Annotated in this window: 15 protein-coding genes; 1 reads left to right on the top strand and 14 read right to left on the bottom strand. The window is 49.7% G+C overall.

The annotated features are described in order from the left end of the window. Nucleotides 1–95: 95 nt before the first annotated feature. Entirely contained in the window at nt 96–2687 is a 2592-nt protein-coding gene (gene clpB / locus CVU71_06670) for an ATP-dependent chaperone ClpB (protein ID PKN20039.1), read from the bottom strand. Between the two features lie 10 nt (nt 2688–2697). Next, complete coding sequence (locus tag CVU71_06665; protein PKN20038.1) at nt 2698–3570, bottom strand: hypothetical protein; 873 nt, start codon at nt 3568–3570, stop codon at nt 2698–2700. A 134-nt stretch (nt 3571–3704) separates the two neighbouring features. Between CVU71_06665 and rpoH the strand changes: the two genes are divergently transcribed. After that, on the top strand, nt 3705–4550 hold the full coding sequence (rpoH, locus tag CVU71_06660; GenBank protein ID PKN20037.1) for an RNA polymerase sigma factor RpoH: 846 nt from the start codon (nt 3705–3707) through the stop codon (nt 4548–4550). A 268-nt stretch (nt 4551–4818) separates the two neighbouring features. Here rpoH and CVU71_06655 read toward each other — a convergent pair whose 3' ends face one another. From CVU71_06655 to CVU71_06600, 12 genes are all read right to left on the bottom strand, one after another. Then, nucleotides 4819–5415, bottom strand: coding sequence for a hypothetical protein (locus tag CVU71_06655; GenBank protein ID PKN20036.1), 597 nt, complete (start codon nt 5413–5415; stop codon nt 4819–4821). 236 nt (nt 5416–5651) lie between these two features. Further along, complete coding sequence (locus CVU71_06650) at nt 5652–8276, bottom strand: DNA mismatch repair protein MutS (GenBank protein ID PKN20035.1); 2625 nt, start codon at nt 8274–8276, stop codon at nt 5652–5654. Beyond that, the gene (locus CVU71_06645; protein ID PKN20099.1) at nt 8267–8689 is read right to left on the bottom strand and encodes a phage holin family protein; all 423 of its coding nucleotides are present in this window, start codon (nt 8687–8689) and stop codon (nt 8267–8269) included. The genes CVU71_06650 and CVU71_06645 overlap by 10 nt, the downstream gene beginning before the upstream one ends. A gap of 29 nt (nt 8690–8718) precedes the next feature. After that, nucleotides 8719–9573, bottom strand: a complete 855-nt coding sequence (locus CVU71_06640; protein ID PKN20034.1) for a MipA/OmpV family protein — start codon at nt 9571–9573, stop codon at nt 8719–8721. Nucleotides 9574–9617: 44 nt separating this feature from the next. Further along, nucleotides 9618–10118 carry a rubrerythrin gene (locus CVU71_06635; protein PKN20033.1) on the bottom strand — a complete coding sequence of 167 codons (501 nt, stop codon included), beginning with the start codon at nt 10116–10118 and terminating at the stop codon, nt 9618–9620. A 25-nt stretch (nt 10119–10143) separates the two neighbouring features. Continuing rightward, nucleotides 10144–10302, bottom strand: coding sequence for a rubredoxin (locus tag CVU71_06630; protein PKN20032.1), 159 nt, complete (start codon nt 10300–10302; stop codon nt 10144–10146). Nucleotides 10303–10330: 28 nt separating this feature from the next. After that, entirely contained in the window at nt 10331–11539 is a 1209-nt protein-coding gene (locus tag CVU71_06625; GenBank protein PKN20031.1) for an MBL fold metallo-hydrolase, read from the bottom strand. Nucleotides 11540–11597: 58 nt separating this feature from the next. Beyond that, nucleotides 11598–12218 carry an indolepyruvate ferredoxin oxidoreductase gene (locus CVU71_06620; GenBank protein PKN20030.1) on the bottom strand — a complete coding sequence of 207 codons (621 nt, stop codon included), beginning with the start codon at nt 12216–12218 and terminating at the stop codon, nt 11598–11600. After that, nucleotides 12218–14161 (bottom strand): indolepyruvate ferredoxin oxidoreductase, encoded by a 1944-nt coding sequence (locus CVU71_06615; GenBank protein ID PKN20029.1) that lies wholly within the window; start codon nt 14159–14161, stop codon nt 12218–12220. Before CVU71_06615 ends, CVU71_06620 begins: the two co-directional genes overlap by 1 nt. 96 nt (nt 14162–14257) lie before the next feature. Continuing rightward, entirely contained in the window at nt 14258–15388 is a 1131-nt protein-coding gene (locus CVU71_06610) for a hypothetical protein (protein PKN20028.1), read from the bottom strand. Between the two features lie 171 nt (nt 15389–15559). After that, nucleotides 15560–16609 carry an alpha/beta hydrolase gene (locus CVU71_06605; protein ID PKN20027.1) on the bottom strand — a complete coding sequence of 350 codons (1050 nt, stop codon included), beginning with the start codon at nt 16607–16609 and terminating at the stop codon, nt 15560–15562. Between the two features lie 115 nt (nt 16610–16724). Then, nucleotides 16725–17399 carry a hypothetical protein gene (locus CVU71_06600; protein ID PKN20026.1) on the bottom strand — a complete coding sequence of 225 codons (675 nt, stop codon included), beginning with the start codon at nt 17397–17399 and terminating at the stop codon, nt 16725–16727. Nucleotides 17400–17871 lie beyond the last annotated feature (472 nt).

The following is a 17871-nucleotide window of genomic DNA, read 5'->3' as shown; positions in this document are numbered from 1 at the left end:
TTAATGACAAATCCTTCGCCTTTCTTCTCTTCTGCCATGACACCACCCCCCTGGTTTTCTGTTTACAGGGGCGGGCTAAACCCGCCCCTGCCTCTTTAACTTTTCTTGCTGAAGGTAATAGCACCTTTGGACACGCCGATGACGATGTGGTCTCCTTCGGAGAATTTCCCGCCCAGAATATCCAGCGCCAATGGATCCAAAATAAGTTTTTGCAGCGAGCGCTTGAGCGGCCGCGCCCCGTAAACCGGACTGTAACCCTGTTCGGCTATATATTTTTTCGCCGTGTCTGTCAATTCGATGCTGAGTTTGCGTTCCTTGAGCCGCTTATCGATCAGGCCCAGTTGAATATCGACGATTCGATAGAGATCTTCCAAAGCCAGCGCGTGGAACATAATAATGTCGTCGATACGGTTTAAAAATTCAGGCTTAAACGTCGCACGCAGCACTTCCATCGAGCGATTCTGCTTCTCTTCATCGTCGAGCGCCGGATCCTGAATCCACTGACTGCCCACATTGGACGTCATGATCACCACGGTATTCTTGAAATCGACCGTGCGGCCATGACCGTCGGTAAGCCTGCCGTCATCCAGAATCTGCAGCAGAATATTGAACACATCCGGATGCGCCTTTTCAATTTCATCGAAAAGTAAAACACTGTATGGCTTCCGTCGAACGGCTTCCGTCAGATAACCGCCCTCGTCATAACCGACATAACCGGGCGGAGCGCCAATCAGACGCGCCACCGCATGCTTCTCCATATACTCGGACATATCGATGCGGATCATGGCCTGTTCATTATCGAACATGAATTCCGCCAGCGCCCGGGCCAGCTCGGTTTTGCCGACACCGGTCGGCCCCAGAAAAATAAAAGATCCGATCGGACGGTTGGGGTCCTGCAAGCCGGAACGCGCCCTCCTTAACGCGGCGGATACCGCTCCAATTCCGTCATCCTGACCGATCACGCGCAGTTTGAGCCGTTCGTCCATGTGGATGAGCTTTTGCACATCGCTTTCCATCATGCGGGAAAGCGGAATGCCCGTCCAGTTGGCAACGACTTCCGCCACATCTTCGGCATCCACTTCTTCCTTGAGCATCTGGTTGTTCTTCTGCGTTTCTTCCAGTTTTTTCTGCTCTTCCAGAAGTTCGCGATCCAGCGCAACCAGTTTGCCGTAGCGGATCTCCGCGGCTTTCGCCAGATTGCCTTCCCGCTGGGCATTGACCTCCTCTGTTTTCAGTGATTCCGTCTGGCTTTTGATATGCTGAATTTTTTTAATAATATCTTTTTCCAAAGACCAGTGCACTTTCATTTGATCCATACTGGATTTGAGTTCAGCCAGTTCCTTTTCGATCTTGTCACGCCGCTCTTTTGCGGCCTTATCCGTATCCTTCTTGAGCGATTGCTTTTCAATTTCCAGCTGAATAATTTTCCGGTCAATCGTGTCGATCTCGGATGGCATGGAGTCGAGCTCTATCCTCAGCCTAGATGCGGCTTCATCGATGAGATCCACTGCTTTGTCCGGCAAAAACCGGTCGGTAATGTAGCGATGCGACAGCGTGGCGGCAGCCACGATGGCCGAATCCTTGATGCGCACCCCGTGATGCACTTCATAGCGTTCTTTGAGGCCGCGCAGGATGGCGATCGTATCTTCCACCGTTGGCTCCTTGACTAAAACAGGCTGAAAACGCCGTTCCAGCGCCGCGTCCTTCTCGATGTATTTACGGTATTCATTGAGCGTCGTCGCGCCCACGCAGCGCAGTTCGCCCCGAGCCAGCGCAGGTTTAAGCATGTTGGACGCGTCCATCGATCCTTCCGCCGCACCGGCTCCGACAACGGTATGGATTTCATCGATAAAGAGAATGATCTCCCCTTCGGAACTGATGACCTCCTTTAAAACCGCTTTCAGACGTTCTTCAAACTCGCCGCGGTACTTCGCGCCGGCGATCAACGCTCCGACATCCAGTCCGATCACGCGTTTGTTCTTCAGGTTTTCAGGAACGTCACCATTGACAATCCGCTGCGCCAGCCCCTCCACGATAGCCGTCTTGCCTACGCCCGGTTCACCGATGAGCACCGGATTATTCTTGGTGCGCCGTGAGAGCACCTGCATGATGCGGCGAATTTCCTCATCGCGGCCGATCACCGGATCGAACAAACCTTTTTTCGCCAGCTCGTTGAAATCCCTGGCATAGCGTTCCAGGGCCTGATATTTGCCTTCCGGATTCGGATCGGTCACTCGCTGATTGCCGCGAATATCGACCAGCACTTTAAAGATATTGTCCCTGGTCACCCCCGCCTGACGCAGGATTTTCCCGGCCTGTCCTTCTTTTTCTTCAGCGATCACGACCAGCACGTGCTCGGCGCTGACATATTCGTCCTTGAGCTGCGCCGCTTCCGTCATCGCCTTGTCAAATATTTTATTGAGCCTTCCGCCCATATATACCTGGCCTGAACCGGCGCCCTGAACACTTGGCTGTTTCTTTAAATACCGTTCGAGCTCCTGCTCCGTCTGCTGCGGCGAAGCGTTCAGCTTATTCATGACGGCGCCGGCAATGCCGTCTTCCTGACGTAAAAAACATATCAAAAGATGCTCAGGTTCAATGGACTGATGTCCCATGGAACCGGCCAGCGACTGCGCATCCTGGATGGCTTCCTGAACTTTTAATGTAAATTTATCAAATCTCATCATCGACCCCTTTCTATTCCACCGGTTTTTCAATCGTCACAAACAATTTACCGTTTTTGAAGACACTGACATTTCCCGAAGATTCAGAAATCACCATGGCCACAGCTTTTGTGACATTGGTAATGCCTGCCGCGGCAATATGCCGGCTGCCCAGTCCCGACGGAAAATCCTTGCTTTCGAGTGCAGCGCTCAGATGCCTGCCGGCTGTAACAATGACGCCATTGGACTTGATGACAAACGCACCGTCAATGGCGGAAAATTCTTTGATCGTTTCCTCCAGTTCCGGATTCAAAATATTGCGCTCGTTTTCGGAATAGCCGGAAAACGGATTCATAATCATCTGCCGGGAAAGCTGCAAAACTTTTTCTTCATCCCCCAGCACAAAGATTGTTCCGACCTTCCGGTTTTCCCTGCCCTGCGCGGCCAATTCACAGGCAATGTTCAAAGCTGCGTTAAAAACTTCGGGCTGCACAGCCTCTACAACATCGTTGATGAAATCGGAGGTCAGGATTTCAAATTCGCGGCCGACATCAATAAAAAAAATGCTGTCTGCATAACCAAACTTCGGCACGCCGGAAAGGCAGACGATTTTGTCTCCTTTTTTGAACAATCCGGAAACGATGCCCTTGGCTATTGCTATTTTTATTTTACCCACCCGTGTCAGATTCACATTGGGAACGTCCAGCTTTTGTACGAACTCCGCCAATTTCTCCGACACCTCTTCATCCTCTCTGGTGACCAGAATGAAATGAACGGATGTCCTGACGTCTTCCGATAAATCCGCAAGCTCGCTTTTGACGTCCACGCATACCAGAATACAGCCGGCATTAAACTCTTTTGCCAGTTTAACGGCCGATTCGATCATCGTCTTATTAACTGATTTCATTTCAATTCCTCAGATTTTTCTTATAGAATAAACATTGAAGGTTTGCCTGTCAAGAAGTGGAAATATTTACTTGACCGGGCATGCACTCTTCGATACATAGGCTCTATGTTTATTATATCTAGGAGGCCCGAACGTTGAAGTTACCCCTTGTTACAGGCACTCTTGACCTATATATTACCGAGATCAACCGTTTTCCGCTCTTAAGCCCCGAGGAAGAATTCAAACTGGCCATGAGCCTGAAGAAAAATAATGACATGGCAGCGGCGGAAAAACTCATTGTTTCCAATCTGCGGTTTGTCGTTAAAATCGCCCATGAATACCGTAATTACGGATTCAAGCTGGCTGATCTGATTCAGGAAGGCAATATCGGTCTGATCCATGCCGTGAAAAAATTTGATCCTGAAAAAGGCTATCGCCTGATTTCTTATGCTGTCTGGTGGATTCGCGCCTACATTCAGAATTACCTGATCAAGTCCTGGAGCATTGTCAAAATCGGGACGACGCAGGCTCAGAGAAAACTTTTTTTCAAGTTGAGTCAGGCCAAAAAGCAGCTGGAAACGATTTCCAAAAAAAATCCCGAGTTCAGTGAAATAGCGGAATCTCTGGGCGTAAAGGGCTCCGAAGTGGCTGAGATGGATTTGCGCATGGGTACGCGCGATCTATCCCTCAATGAATTAATCAATGATGACGGCGATACCTCCCATATGGATTTTCTCACGCATGACGGGGATAACCAGGAAGTATCATTGATTAAACATGAGGAACGAAGTCTGGTCAAGCGTGATATTGCCGGCGCCCTGACCAAACTTAACGAACGGGAAAGCTACATCATCCAGCACCGCGTCATGGCGGATGACCCGTTGACCCTTCAGGAAATCGGCGACAAATACAACATTACCCGCGAACGCGCCCGTCAGATTGAAAAACAGGCCCTCAAAAAAGTACAACTGGCGCTGCCGTATCTGAAACCGGACAACTAATTCCATTCCTCTGTCGAGCGCTACGTTTGTCGGCGTTGGGCAAACATCGGGATTGCCGGCTTCATAGACGCATAGCTTAATCGCCTAAACGCGGCGCGAAGTCACGCGTATAAAATACGCCTGCCCGCCTTCTCCTGGCCGCGGAGGGATCATTGCGGAGGGATCATTTGTGATGCGTGCCCTTCAGGGTATTTGAAAATGGAATAAGCCCGTGGATCATAAAGAGAAGCCATAAATCAAACCGGCGCGATTCAGCCCTTTCCTTTTTTTATGTCCATGGGTGATAGATCATAAACCATAAAATTTTTACGTATTCTCTCCAAATCTTTTTCCAGTCAGATGCCTTCAGCTCCCAGGCAGCAAGCGGAGCCGCTTCATAAGGCGTCGGTGAAAAATAATATTGGAAATGGGGATCAAACTCCTTGTCCACCATGATTTGGATACGGCGCATATGATAGGGTGAGCTGACAAATATCGCCGATTTTTGTCCAAACATCGTCATGGTCTTTTTTGCTTCAATTAATTCAAGATGCGTGTCTTCGTAATATCGGAACGCCATTGGATCATTGATTCCAGTGACAGGGTTTTTGTTCGTTTTGCCGGGTAATGGTTTCATCTTTCCCTGATCGACAAAATAAGCCTTGTTGTATGCGGGGATAATAAGATAGCCGGCCATCCCCTTATCCATCAAATCACGGGCATGTTTCTGGCGGGCGTTAAAATCGGGGCCTAACAATAGAATGACGGCGTCCACTTTAGAATAATTTGTCGAATAGGCTAGAAATCCCGGAGCATAGAACATCCCGGATGCGAAAACGGCCATAACAATCAGCAGAATCAGTATGATTTTTTTTAAGGTCTGCACGAAATATCCCCGACATCACAGGTGATTATTTACTTCAAAATAAAATACCGACCCGAGCCGCATTGCCCGCTTGGACTATAAATATATCTTATTCCAATTCTAAATCAAAGCGCTATCTTTAAGGGTTGTGTTTAAACCATGTGTGATGCCGCAAACACAAGGACACCTGCTGCCCGTCATGAAAAAAATTTGGATAACTCTTCATGCCGTCATGCCGGAGACTGTGATTCACGGCTTTATATCTTGCTTTTTAATTCACTGAGTTTATTGAGTGCATCGAGCGGCGTCATGGAAGAAATATCGATTTGGCGAAGCTCGTCCAGAATGACATCTTCGCTTTCCACAAACAAATTTAACTGGGGATTACCCGGCATCAAGGCGTTCTTGCCGCGGGCAATACGCGGCATGCCGATCTCGTCGAATTCCCCTTTTTCCAGATTCTGCAAAATTTCCTTGGCCCGGGCAATAACATCGGCCGGCACACCGGCGATCCGCGCCACTTCAATGCCGTAGCTGCGGCTCGTCCCGCCCTCCATGATCTTGCGCAGGAAAATAATCTTTTCGCCCCACTCCTTCACGGCAATATTGTAATTTTTAGCGCCTTCTTTGGATGCCGCCAGATCGGTCAACTGGTGATAATGGGTTGCAAACAACGTGCGAATACCGCGCCCGTTGAAATCATGAATGTATTCGGCTACCGCCCAGGCAATGCTCAAACCATCAAAAGTCGATGTGCCTCTGCCCACCTCATCGAGAATAACCAGGCTGCGGGACGTCGCGTCCGTCAGGATCTGCGCCGTCTCCATCATTTCCACCATAAAGGTGCTCTGACCTTTAATCAAACTGTCCGATGCGCCGATGCGCGTGAAAATTTTATCCACCACGCCGATCCGGGCGTGGGTCGCCGGCACAAAACTGCCCATCTGGGCCAGAAGCACGATTAAAGCAACCTGCCGGATATAAGTGGATTTGCCCGCCATGTTGGGGCCGGTAATGACCAGCAGACGGTTGCCCTGCAAATCCAGCAGCGTATCGTTGGGCACAAAACCTTCTTTTTTTAAAGCCGCCTCGACCACCGGATGGCGTCCGTCTCTGATGCTGATGATATCTTCCTCATCGATTTCCGGACAGGTATAGGAAAACTTTTCAGCCACTTCCGCAAGCGCGCCAAACGCGTCAAGCTCAGCCACGCGAAAAGCATTGAACTGAATATCGGAGACATACGGCATCAGTTCATCGCGAAGCTGATCAAAAAGTTGATTTTCGCGTTCACGGATCTTTTCTTCGGCATTGAGCACCGTCTGTTCAAATTCCTTCAGTTCCTGATTGATATAGCGTTCGGCGTTGACCAGCGTTTGCTTGCGCACATAAGAGGCCGGCACTTGCGAGGCATTAGCCTTGGTCACTTCAATGTAGTAGCCAAAGACATTATTAAATCCGACCTTGAGTGAATTGATGCCTGTGGCCTGCTTTTCCTTGGCCTCCAGCTGGGCAATCCATTTTTTGCCGTCACGGCTGATCGAGCGCAATTGGTCAAGCCCGTCATCGAAACCGGAAGCAATAAAGTCGCCATCCTGGGTGCGGGGCGGCGGATCAGCAACAATCGCGCGGGAAAGCAGATCCACCAAAGCGGACATGTCGGTCGTCTCTTTGCGAATCGCAGCCAGCGCGGGCGCGGTAAAATCAGCCAACAGAGATTGGAGCTGGGGTAAAACGGCCAGTGATGATTTAAGCGCAATCAGGTCGCGCGGCGTTGCCACCCGGAGTGCGACGCGTCCGGCCAATCTTTCCAGATCATAGATGCGCGAAAGCGTCTTGCGAAGATTGGACCGTACCGGATGATTGTCCTTGATTTCGGCAACAGCCGCAAGCCTTGCGCGGATTTTCTCGGGCGCAACCAGAGGATAGCCCATCCACCAGCGCAGACGCCTTGCACCCATCGGGGTGAGCGTTTCATTGACCATAGAGAAAAGAGAACCGGCGCGGGCGCTGTCCTGAATGGTTGAAAACAATTCCAGATTCCGTCGGGCTGTCTCATCCAGAATCAGGTAATTTTCCGGTGAGTAATATTTGATTTCAGAAATATGACTGGCGCGAATCATCTGCGTGGAATTGACATAACGCAGTATGGCAGCTGCCGCGGTTTTGGCCGCCAACCGGTCTTTTATTCTTGATTTTTCCAGAACCGATGCTGCAAGTTCACGATCCAGGATTTCATCGGCCATACCCGGTTCAAAGGATGCGGCATCGATATAATTAACGCAACCCGCCGGCATTTGCGCCTCCAGCATTTTCGTCAATACCGGATCAGGAAATGATTTACTGATCAGTAATTCCTTGAAATCCAGACCGCCCATTGCGGAAATAAGCGCGTCGCGGCTTGCGAACTCGCCAATTTGAAACTCGCCTACGGACAGATCGAGAAAAGCCAGTCCCAGCGTGTCACGGCCGGAAGCAATACAGGCCAGATAATTATTTTCTCCCGCTTTCAGATTCTCTTCATCCAGCACCAGACCGGGCGTGATCACACGGATCACATCGCGTTTGACAATTCCCCTGGCGTTCTTCGGATCTTCCACCTGCTCGCAGATGGCCACTTTGAACCCCTTCTCCACCAGTTTGGTAATATAGGCGGAGGCGGCGTGATAGGGAAACCCGCATAACGGAACAGCGTCTTCTTTTGTTTTATTTCTCGATGTCAGGGTGATTTCCAGAATGGGGGCAGCCGTCAGGGCGTCTTCAAAAAACATCTCATAAAAGTCGCCCATCCGGTAAAATAAAATGCAGTCGGGATATTTTCCCTTGATTTCGACATACTGCTTCATCGCGGGCGTGAGGTTGAGTGTCGCGTCTAGCGCCATTTCCCGTCGTCCCCCTGCTCCAGATCAATATAATCGGGTTTTTGACGATTGTTCACGTCAGGCTTGTTATTGGATTTGTTAATAAAGCGATTGGCAATCCAACTGACCAGGCTGATGATCAACGTGCCCAGAAATGCAGATAAAAAACCATCGACTTTAAATTCCGGAACAAAATGGGACACTAGAAGCAGCATTAACGCATTGATGACAAAAGCAAAAACACCCAGCGTCAGAATGGTCAACGGCAGCGTCAGAATCAGCAAAACAGGACGCAAAAAGACATTAATGATCCCCAGGATGGCGGCGGCGATAATGGCTGTTTTCAAAGAATCCACGGAAATTCCGGGAACAATATTGGACGCAATTAATATGGCCACGGTAATGACCAGCCAGCGCGTGATGAGAACCAGCATGAATTTTCCCTTTTCAGCAAATTGCATAACTATTGAAGCTTTGATTCGTCAGTAACCGTCTTTTCCGATTTCAAAAAGACCCAGGTAATGCTGAAGCCGCCCATCCAGGACGTCTCGGTTTTGACCAGCGGGCTGTCCTCAAACGCGGCGCCCTTTAGATAATCAGCGCTGACAAAAGTGTTAAAAATAAATTGTTTGTATTTTTTACTCAGACCAACCGTCATCGTTGAACCGCTGTAACCACCGCTCGGCGCGTAAGCCGGACGGGTCACCGTGGCATATGCCGGTTCGACCCGGTAGAAATATTCATGATAGCCGCGATTGGCAATCATCGGACCCGCGGATATACCCAGGCGAACGCCTGTGTCGGGGATCACATCACCCTTCTCATAATTCAATCTGGGGCTGAAAACAAAGCCCTCGTAACGCACGGAGCTGAAATCCGTGGAAAAGACCGCCCGGACCGGCAGCGAAAGATTCAAACGATATTTGTCTTCTTTGGAATCCAATAGTTTGATGCGGATCGCCGGCCCAAACTCAAAGGTAGGGTCCAGATCCGGCATGCCTGACCGCGCATCGTTGTCGCTGCTGCGCACCGGTACCGCGCCGTATCCGCTCGCATCCAGTATCACCCGGTCGGTTGCAAACAGCCGTGCCGATATTCGCTTATCTTCCAGCCGGAAGATCCCCCCGCGATACACCGCGTAAGGAAACGGCAGAACATAAGCCCGGGTTTTATCCGAACCGCGATAATCCGGCATCAGCAGAAATCCGCCGCCGACGCCTAACTCCCACAACGGCTTTTCCGCACTGAAGGATTTTTGAGGCAATACCAGAAATAAAAGCACCAGCATAAAGAAGACTACGCGCCTTGCAATCATCATCGTGCTCCCATCACCGCCCCTTTTACCGTTCAGAAAACAACCTCTTACTGATCAAAAGTTGTAAACTGATCTTTTTTCGCGCCGCAGATGGGGCATTCATCCGGCAGCACACCGTCCGACACATACCCGCAGACTTTGCAAACATGATAAACCGTTTCGCGTTCTTCCATGAAATGATTCATCGCCTGTTTATAAAGGTTGGCATGCGTCTCTTCCACGTCCCGGCTCTGACTGAAATGTAAAAGCGCCGGTTTGTCCCCCGCCTGTTCCGCCATTCTCACAAAACTGTCGTAAGCAATTTCCGCAACTTTTTTTTCCGATTCAAAACTTTCAGCCAGATTTTCTTCCGTCGTTTTAATTTCCTTGAGTACGCGGAGCGCACGCTTACCGTGAATTTCTTCGGAAAAAGAAATCACGCGAAACAGGCGCGCGATCTGTTTGTAGCCTTCCGCATCCGCTTTATCCGCAAATAATTTGAGCCGCAGGGCGGCTTTCGCTTCTCCGGTGTAGGCTTGCTGCAAGGCTTCACGAATTTTTTCGTCCATAGTCCCTGACCTCTATTGAAAATTGTTATTCCGGAGCAAACTCACTCTTATCGGCGCCGCAAACCGGACATGACCAGTCCTCCGGCAAGTCTCTGAATTCCGTGCCTTTCGCTACACCATTTTCCGGATCGCCATTGACCGGATCATATACATAACCGCAGACACCGCAAACATACTTTTTCATTTTCCAGCCTCCTTGAAGGTTTGATAGATTAGTGGGATAGCTTCTTTTTCAGTTCAGATGCAATCGATTTCCCCAGGTCGGAACATTTTTCGAGAACGTCTTTGCCGGGAACGTGCTTGACGGAAACCGGTTCGGCGACGATTTCCACTTTCATCTCTTTGAGAATTGCTTCCAGATCTTTAACCGATTCACCGCTCCAGCCGAATGACCCGAAGGCCGTCCCGATTAAATTGACGGGCTTCAAGCCTTTGAGATACGTCATAACGTCCGCCATCTGCGGCAGGATGTTGTTGTTGAGTGTAGGGGACCCGACAATGAGCGCGCCCGCCTCCAGCACTTCATAAACCACCTCGCTGCGGTGTGTTTCATTCATGGAAAGAAGCCTCACCTGGACGCCTTCCCGCGCCATTGATTCGGCAATCGCCCTGGCCATCATTTCCGTCGAATGCCACATGGTGGCGTAAACCACCACGGCCTTGTTCGCGGGTTTCTGCTGTGCCCACCTTTGATAAAGACCAAGGATGAACCCTAAATCTTTTCGCCAGATGGGACCATGATCCGGCGCGAATATTTTAATGGCCCAGCCCGTTGCCGCAACCTTCTCCAGGGTTTTAAGCACAACCGGCGAGTAGGGCAAAACAATGTTGGCGTAATACGTCGCCGCTTCGTAGGCAAGCTGTTCGGCCGGCAGCTCGTCGGCGAACCGCTCAAGCGTCGCCAGGTGCATGCCGAAGGCGTCCTGTGAAAACAAAAGGCCGTCTTTTTCCAGATACGAAAACATGGAATCCGGCCAATGAATCATCCTGGTTTCCATAAACTTTAAATCCATATTGCCCAGACTGAGTATCTCACCGTCTTTGACCGGCAGAATATTATAGTCGTTGTGAAAAATGTCTTTCAGGTTTTTAACACCCATCGGGGACGCAAATACTTTTTCCGGCTTGATGCGATCAATCACTTCAAAAAGACATCCGGAATGATCCTGTTCGGAATGATTGGAAACAACATAGTCAATTTTAGACGGATCAACAACAGACGCAATGCGATCCAGCATTTCATCCATGAACGGCGCTTTGACCGTGTCGATCAGCGTAATTTTGTCCGCCATCACCAGGTAAGCGTTATAGGTACTGCCATGGGGGGTGGTGTAGCCGTGAAAATCACGGATGGTCCAATCGATGGCGCCCACCCAGTAGACATGATCGCTTACTTTAATCGCGGAGTAGATATCTCCCATGCACTTTCACCTCAAACAATGATTTAGAAGTTTTAATATAAGCTTCAACGATAAGTCGTCAACTGTTTTTTATCAGTGCCGCGCCTTCATCAAAGGCCTTCAAATTCACGGCCCGTTTGTCAGCCGGCAACGTTTTTTTAATTTCATCTTCAAACATCCGGCGGTCCAAGGGCAGAAGGCCGGTTTGCGCCAGCGCTCCGATCATGACGATATTGCTTAAAACAGGATTGCCCAGTTGCAGGCCGACGGATGTTGCGTCAATCATCCATGATCGAGCGGTTAACTTGTCAAACGCCGTCCTGACGGCTTCATCGGATGGATAAGCCAATTCGCCGGTAATGACGCCAATCGGATAGACAGGACGGGAATTGGACAAAACACTGACCCGGGGATTACCATAAACCGTCAGAACACGAAGTGCTTCCAGAGGCTCCAGCGCAATAATCACATCCGCTCCGCCCTTCGGAATCTGCGGACTTCTCACCGAGTCGGACGAAATGCGCAGATGGCTCATCACCGAGCCGCCGCGCTGCGACATGCCGAACGTCTCGCCGATGGTAACAACATAGCCTGCATCCACCAGCATGCCCGCCAGAACGCGCGAAGCCATGACATTGCCCTGACCGCCGACACCGGTTAATATGACATTGATTGTTTTTGAAGGGATTCGCGTTTTCATCAGGTGCGGGTCACCTCCGTTTTTATAATGGCTTTCTGCGGACAGATCGACGTGCACACACCGCAGCCGGCGCAGATTACCTCGTCAACCACCGCCTTCTTTTTGCTCCGGTCCCAGGTCAGAGCCGGACAACGGAAAATCCTTGTACACAAGCGGTTGCAGCCACACGCATCGCCCAGACACAGGGTTTCATTGACCTTCACATCGAACGGCTTGCTGCCTTTTTTCTGGGGACTGAGCGCGCAGGCCTGTCTCAGGATCAAGACTTTGACCGATCCTTTTTCCGCCAGAAACGACGTTAATATTTTACCGGTGGCCGCAAGGTCAAACGGATCGCTCACCGCCACTTTTGCGCCGATCGCGGTACAGATCGCCGCAATGTCCACGGCAGGCACTGTTTCTTTAATCGCGCTTACCGCCAGTCCCGGATGCGGCTGAAAGCCCGTCATGGCAGTACCGGCGTTGTCCAGAACAATAAAGGTAATGTCCGCCCGGTTGTGCTGCGCGTTGATGAGCGCCGGAATCACCGCATGATAAAACGTGGAATCACCGCAAACCGTCAGAATGGGTTGATCCAGACCAAACTGCGTCAGCTTGGCAAAGCCGCTGGCCAGTCCCGTGCCGGACCCCATCGAATGCAGCGTGGGCATCGTGTGATAACCGGTCGCAGGCGATAAAGCCGCCATCGAATAACAGCCGATATCACCGCAGACAAACCCTTTGCGGCCATCGAGTGCTATGGCATTGTGGATATTCCAGAACGACGCGCGGTGCGGACATCCGGCGCAGAATGTTTGTTCCCTCACCGGAATCAATGCTGCGGCTTTCTTTAATTCAGCGGCATAACCGGCAGGCAGCATTTTTCGTTTGACCTTCAATATTTTGCAAAGCGCATCGGCCACGATATCCGGGTTCAACTCTCCGGCGGCCGGAAGCGTTTGATCCATTTTGCCGTAAAAGGTTTTACCGCTCATCTGACTGATCATCCCCGCCGCCAGAACCTTGATGTTTTCTTCCAGAAACGGCATGACTTCTTCGACGATTAAAACCTTATCCGTCTTGAGCAAATGTTTTTTAAGCAGCTTGGGAGGCAGAGGCCAGGTCGTAGCAAGTTTCAAAATGCCGACTTTTTTTTGCAGTCCCAGTATTTCAACAGCTTCTCCGGAGTAAAGAAAACAGGCGCTGCTGGTCATAATCAGCAATTCGGGTTTTGCCGGACCGATATACCGGTTGAAAGAACTCTTTTCAAACAGGTCTTCAACGACTTTAAGTTTTTGCTGATGCAGCAGATGCTTGGCCACAACCGGCGTGCTGATCATCGGTCCGCGGCTCGAATCCATCACCGACCCGTTGTATTCAAACCTCGCCTGCCTTGATTTGGCGGGCAGCTTCCCGCAAATAACATTGCCGCTGGCATGTGACATGCGCGTCACCGAACGCAGCATCACGACATTGCCGATTTGCTCCGACAATTCAAACGCCCACTTTGTCAGATCCTTGGCTTCCTGAAAATCCGCCGGTTCCAGAAGCGGCATTTCCAGCATCCTTGCGAAATAGCGTGATTCCCCCTCATTGACACTCGACAAGGCACCGGGATCTTCGCAGGAGACCAGCACCAGCCCCCCGCGCGTACCGGAGGCGGTCAGATGCAGCAGAAAATCAGAGGCCACGTTCACGCCGTTTTGTTTCATAACAGCCATCGAACGCAGACCGGCAAAAGAAGCGGCGGCGGCCACTTCGAGGGCCACCTTTTCATTGACCGACCATTCCACGTAAAGATTTCTTTCACGGGCAACCGGCGCCAGCGACTCGATTACTTCGGAAGACGGCGTTCCCGGATAGCCCGTGGCTACCGAAAGGCCTGCTTCCAGCGCTCCCCGCGCAATTGCTTCATTGCCCAGAAATAAAACCTTTGATTTGGCCGGTTGTAATAATTTTGTCATACGTATCTCTTATTTCGTCGTTCGTATCTCTTATTTCGTATTTCGTGGGGAACGGTTAAAAACCATTCCTGCGGATAGCAAGACTTTTCCCTATACTTATTTTAAATACTTCTTTACCACCGGATCGTCGCTGTTCAGATACAATAATTTTTTTACCGAACGGCTTTTTTCCACAATATTTTTTAATGCTTTTCTCTTTTTTTCCGCTGCCGCGTTTTTCAACGCCTGCAAGGCTGACGCCGGGGCTTCGCGGACTTCCAGAACACCTTTTTTCTGCGCCAGCTCGATCAAACCCCTGCCCGAAGCGGATCGCACAATGATCTGGTTCCAGCCGCGCATTTCATCACAGTCGCCTCCGTAACGCGCCGCTCCGACAGACAGATCGGCAAACTCGGCTGTGCTGTCGATGCAATACCGGCAAGCCGTCCGCACACAGGCATCCACTTCGGCCATTGGTATGCCTGCCCTGCCCTGCGGTATCTGAAGTTCCAGAATATTTTTCCCTGCCGGAATATCCATACCGGTCAGCGCTTCAGGGGATAGATGATATTTTTTAAGGAGGTTCTGAAATTTTTCCATGGAAAGCGTCCAGCCGCAAAAGAGACCGATCACGAGACCAATCGATTCGGCTCTGGTATAGCCGGAAATTTTTGCCGTCTTCATTTTAGCCAGCGCCAGCGCCTGGCAGGGCGTCGCAACAATGCCTACTTTAGTGGTTGTCCCGGAAGACAGACGATGGAGAGCGGCAACGGTCGGCGATACGGTAAATCTGCTTTTTGCATAATCGCGCAACTGACCTTGAGCTTCGATCAGCCGGCCCTCCTGCGCCTGTTCCTCATGATGTGAAGACACAATCGCGGAGCCGATCAATCCTTCGGCCATCGCCAGTTCCAAAAGCGCCGTAACCGTGCCGCCGTGCTGGGCCTTTGCGCGCACCTGAGGATCGGCAGCCCGCGATAAATAATAGCCTTTCACCGCGCCGATTTCCGGCGTTAAATCATCAACATCAAAAAGTTTTTCCCGAATTTGCTGATAGTCGGCAGGCGTCCGGGGGCAAAAAGCGTAGCACTTGCCATCCTGCAAGTCGCAGTCAAAAAGCTGGACTGTCCGGTCCGCATAGACAACCTGGTATGGGCACAGGCCGACACAAGCCCCGCAGCCCGTACAAAGGCTTTGTTCTAATACATCTTTTTTCAGTTTTGTCTGACTACCGGGCTTCTTTTTCATCGGACATCCCAAATTTTGGATTTGCGTTTATATCGCATCCCGGATTTTGAGGCAAGATAATGATGAACGGATTAATAATTATGATTGCTTTGATAAAATTCCGGCTGGCCCGGAAGTTGGCGGACAAAGGGAATGATGTATGCTGTCTGCATAACGCCTCTTGGATAAGCGTTAGAAAAATTTTGCGACGATATCAGTTGACGATTTTTGGCCTATTTCGTCAAAATGATTGGTGAGAAATTCATCGGCTTTTGCTTTGCCGGTATCAAATAAATATTTCAGAAATTCCATATCCAGATTCATTTTGCTCGACGCGGTCAGTTTAGACATTTCCTCCTCGGCATCAATCGTGTGAATGAACGTATGCTTGTATTTGGAGGAATCAAGTTCACCCTTTTCGATTAAAGAAGTAACAAAGTAAATAGCTCTCATTTCACGCATCAGGCTGGAATTGAAGCTCAAAGTGTTGATCCGGTCGAAAATCTCATTCGTACTCCGGGGAACTTGGGGAATATTGATCGGATTGATCTGGACAATCAGGACATCGTGGCAATCCGTATTATAAATAACAGGAAAAATCGGCGGATTACCCATATAACCGCCATCCCAGTAATACTCCCCGTTGATTTCGGGAGCCTGATACAGGTAAGGCAGACAGGCGGAAGCCAGAATCATTTCCGGCGTTATGTCGCTATGGTCGAAAACTTTTAAGCGACCGGTTAATACGTTGGTGGCACAAAGGTAAAGTCTGATGTTGCGTGACTTCTGCAGAATTGAAAAGTCGATCAGCTCTTCGAGAATATCTTTAAATACATTCGTATTATTGGGATTCCACTGATAGGGCGAAAACATGCGCGAAAGAATATCAAACATCTGCCAGTAAGGGGAAAATTCTATAGATCCTTTACTGCCAAGGATTTTATCGAAGACTGTCGGTTGAAAAGGCGAGCATTTGCAATTTTCCGAATTAAATTTCCAAAACTGGTGAAGAAGTTCCTTCGCCTTTTTACGTCCGCCTGCTTCCAGGCCATAGGCAAGGATTGCTGCATTGACGGCGCCGGCGCTGGTTCCTACAATTCCTTCAATGTCAATGCGCTCATCATCGAGCAATCGGTCCAATACTCCCCAGGTAAAGGCGCCATGGGCGCCGCCACCCTGCAAAGCCAAATTAATTTTTTTTGTTTTGGTTCCTGATGGTAAGCGTACTGGCGATTTCTTCATAAGCATTTCATCACGGATACGTTTTCTCTTACAATAACGAACAAAGTGACAATTTGTCAAGAATAAAGACAGGATAAACTTTGGAATATTTCTGCCGTGCGACAGGATTCCACCGTCATTTTTTCCAGTAATTGTCTGCCGCCTCGTATTCTTTAATCATGTCGTTTTCCAATTCCTTCCGGAATGCTTCAAACTGATCGTTGCCGGTTATTTCGGGCACGGAAAAGATTTCACCAAATCGAAAAAGAACCCTGCTGAATGGTTTGGGAACCATAAACCGGTCCCAGCTGTTCATGATCCAGGCGTTTTCATAAGAGACGATGCCGGGACAGATAACGGCGTCAGCGTTTTGGGCCAATGAAATCAAGCCCGGCTTGATAACGCGGGGCGGACCGGTAGGACCGTCTACAATGTGGCCGCCGATGTGGTTTTCGATCACCCCCTGTACCATGACACGAAGAGCCTCCTTACCGCCCCGGGAACTAGATCCCCGCACGGGAATCCATCCGATATGCAGGACGATCCTGGAAACGAAATCCCCGTCCCGGCTCTGGCTGATCATGATGCAGGGCGACCATTTAAAAATCCGCGGCAGGAAAAAGCCTCCAAAAAACCGTTGATGCCAGCTGGAAATGATGACCCGTCCTCCGTTTTCCAGATGCTTCTGAACCTTCTCAGTGCCTTCGAATCGTACACGGAGAGTCTTCGTGTAGAGAGTTGACAGGTAAAAAATGATCGACGTCAGTAAATTGTTTAATAAGAAGTATTTTATTTCCTTGGCAACAGGCATGAGCAGATTTCCGTTTTCTTTTTATCCACCGATGAAGACATGTTCTCCGGCAATTTGATTAAGCAGGCCGGCTTCTTTATACACCGTTTGATGCTGGTTTTATCTCTTTGCCAACCGGTTTCCCGGCATTGTCAAAGTGCTTCAATCATTACTGTTTGTCCTATAGCATAAAATCGCATTTTTGAAAAATATTGACTAAATAAAAAAAGGGGTAAGCATTAAGCTTAACCCCTTTTTGTTTTGGCTCCCCAGCGCGGACTCGAACCACGGACATGGTGGTTAACAGTAACCTATTCTGGCAATTTCAATCGATTTCAACTCTCTTCACCTCATCCCATAATTATCACTCAACATATTGACAAATAAACATCTTTAGTATATTTACGAATTCAGGTTGTTTCAAACAATTTCATTTAAGCACAGCACTTTATTACGGCATTATTACGGCACAACGCTACAATGTACTAGCCTA

The organism is Deltaproteobacteria bacterium HGW-Deltaproteobacteria-6 (assembly GCA_002840435.1).
GTDB lineage: Bacteria > Desulfobacterota > Syntrophia > Syntrophales > Smithellaceae > UBA8904.
Note: the sequence above shows the minus strand (reverse complement) of the source record. Positions and strands in the feature narration are given on the sequence as shown.

What these genes read in the sequence shown, in the direction of transcription:
- clpB (PKN20039.1), bottom strand. Translation starts at nt 2,687, where the DNA reads ATGATGAGATTTGATAAATTTACATTAAAAGTTCAGGAAGCCATCCAG.
- CVU71_06665 (PKN20038.1), bottom strand. Translation starts at nt 3,570, where the DNA reads ATGAAATCAGTTAATAAGACGATGATCGAATCGGCCGTTAAACTGGCA.
- CVU71_06650 (PKN20035.1), bottom strand. Translation starts at nt 8,276, where the DNA reads ATGGCGCTAGACGCGACACTCAACCTCACGCCCGCGATGAAGCAGTAT.
- CVU71_06645 (PKN20099.1), bottom strand. Translation starts at nt 8,689, where the DNA reads ATGCTGGTTCTCATCACGCGCTGGCTGGTCATTACCGTGGCCATATTA.
- CVU71_06640 (PKN20034.1), bottom strand. Translation starts at nt 9,573, where the DNA reads ATGATGATTGCAAGGCGCGTAGTCTTCTTTATGCTGGTGCTTTTATTT.
- CVU71_06635 (PKN20033.1), bottom strand. Translation starts at nt 10,118, where the DNA reads ATGGACGAAAAAATTCGTGAAGCCTTGCAGCAAGCCTACACCGGAGAA.
- CVU71_06630 (PKN20032.1), bottom strand. Translation starts at nt 10,302, where the DNA reads ATGAAAAAGTATGTTTGCGGTGTCTGCGGTTATGTATATGATCCGGTC.
- CVU71_06625 (PKN20031.1), bottom strand. Translation starts at nt 11,539, where the DNA reads ATGGGAGATATCTACTCCGCGATTAAAGTAAGCGATCATGTCTACTGG.
- CVU71_06620 (PKN20030.1), bottom strand. Translation starts at nt 12,218, where the DNA reads ATGAAAACGCGAATCCCTTCAAAAACAATCAATGTCATATTAACCGGT.
- CVU71_06615 (PKN20029.1), bottom strand. Translation starts at nt 14,161, where the DNA reads ATGACAAAATTATTACAACCGGCCAAATCAAAGGTTTTATTTCTGGGC.
- CVU71_06610 (PKN20028.1), bottom strand. Translation starts at nt 15,388, where the DNA reads ATGAAAAAGAAGCCCGGTAGTCAGACAAAACTGAAAAAAGATGTATTA.
- CVU71_06605 (PKN20027.1), bottom strand. Translation starts at nt 16,609, where the DNA reads ATGAAGAAATCGCCAGTACGCTTACCATCAGGAACCAAAACAAAAAAA.
- CVU71_06600 (PKN20026.1), bottom strand. Translation starts at nt 17,399, where the DNA reads ATGCCTGTTGCCAAGGAAATAAAATACTTCTTATTAAACAATTTACTG.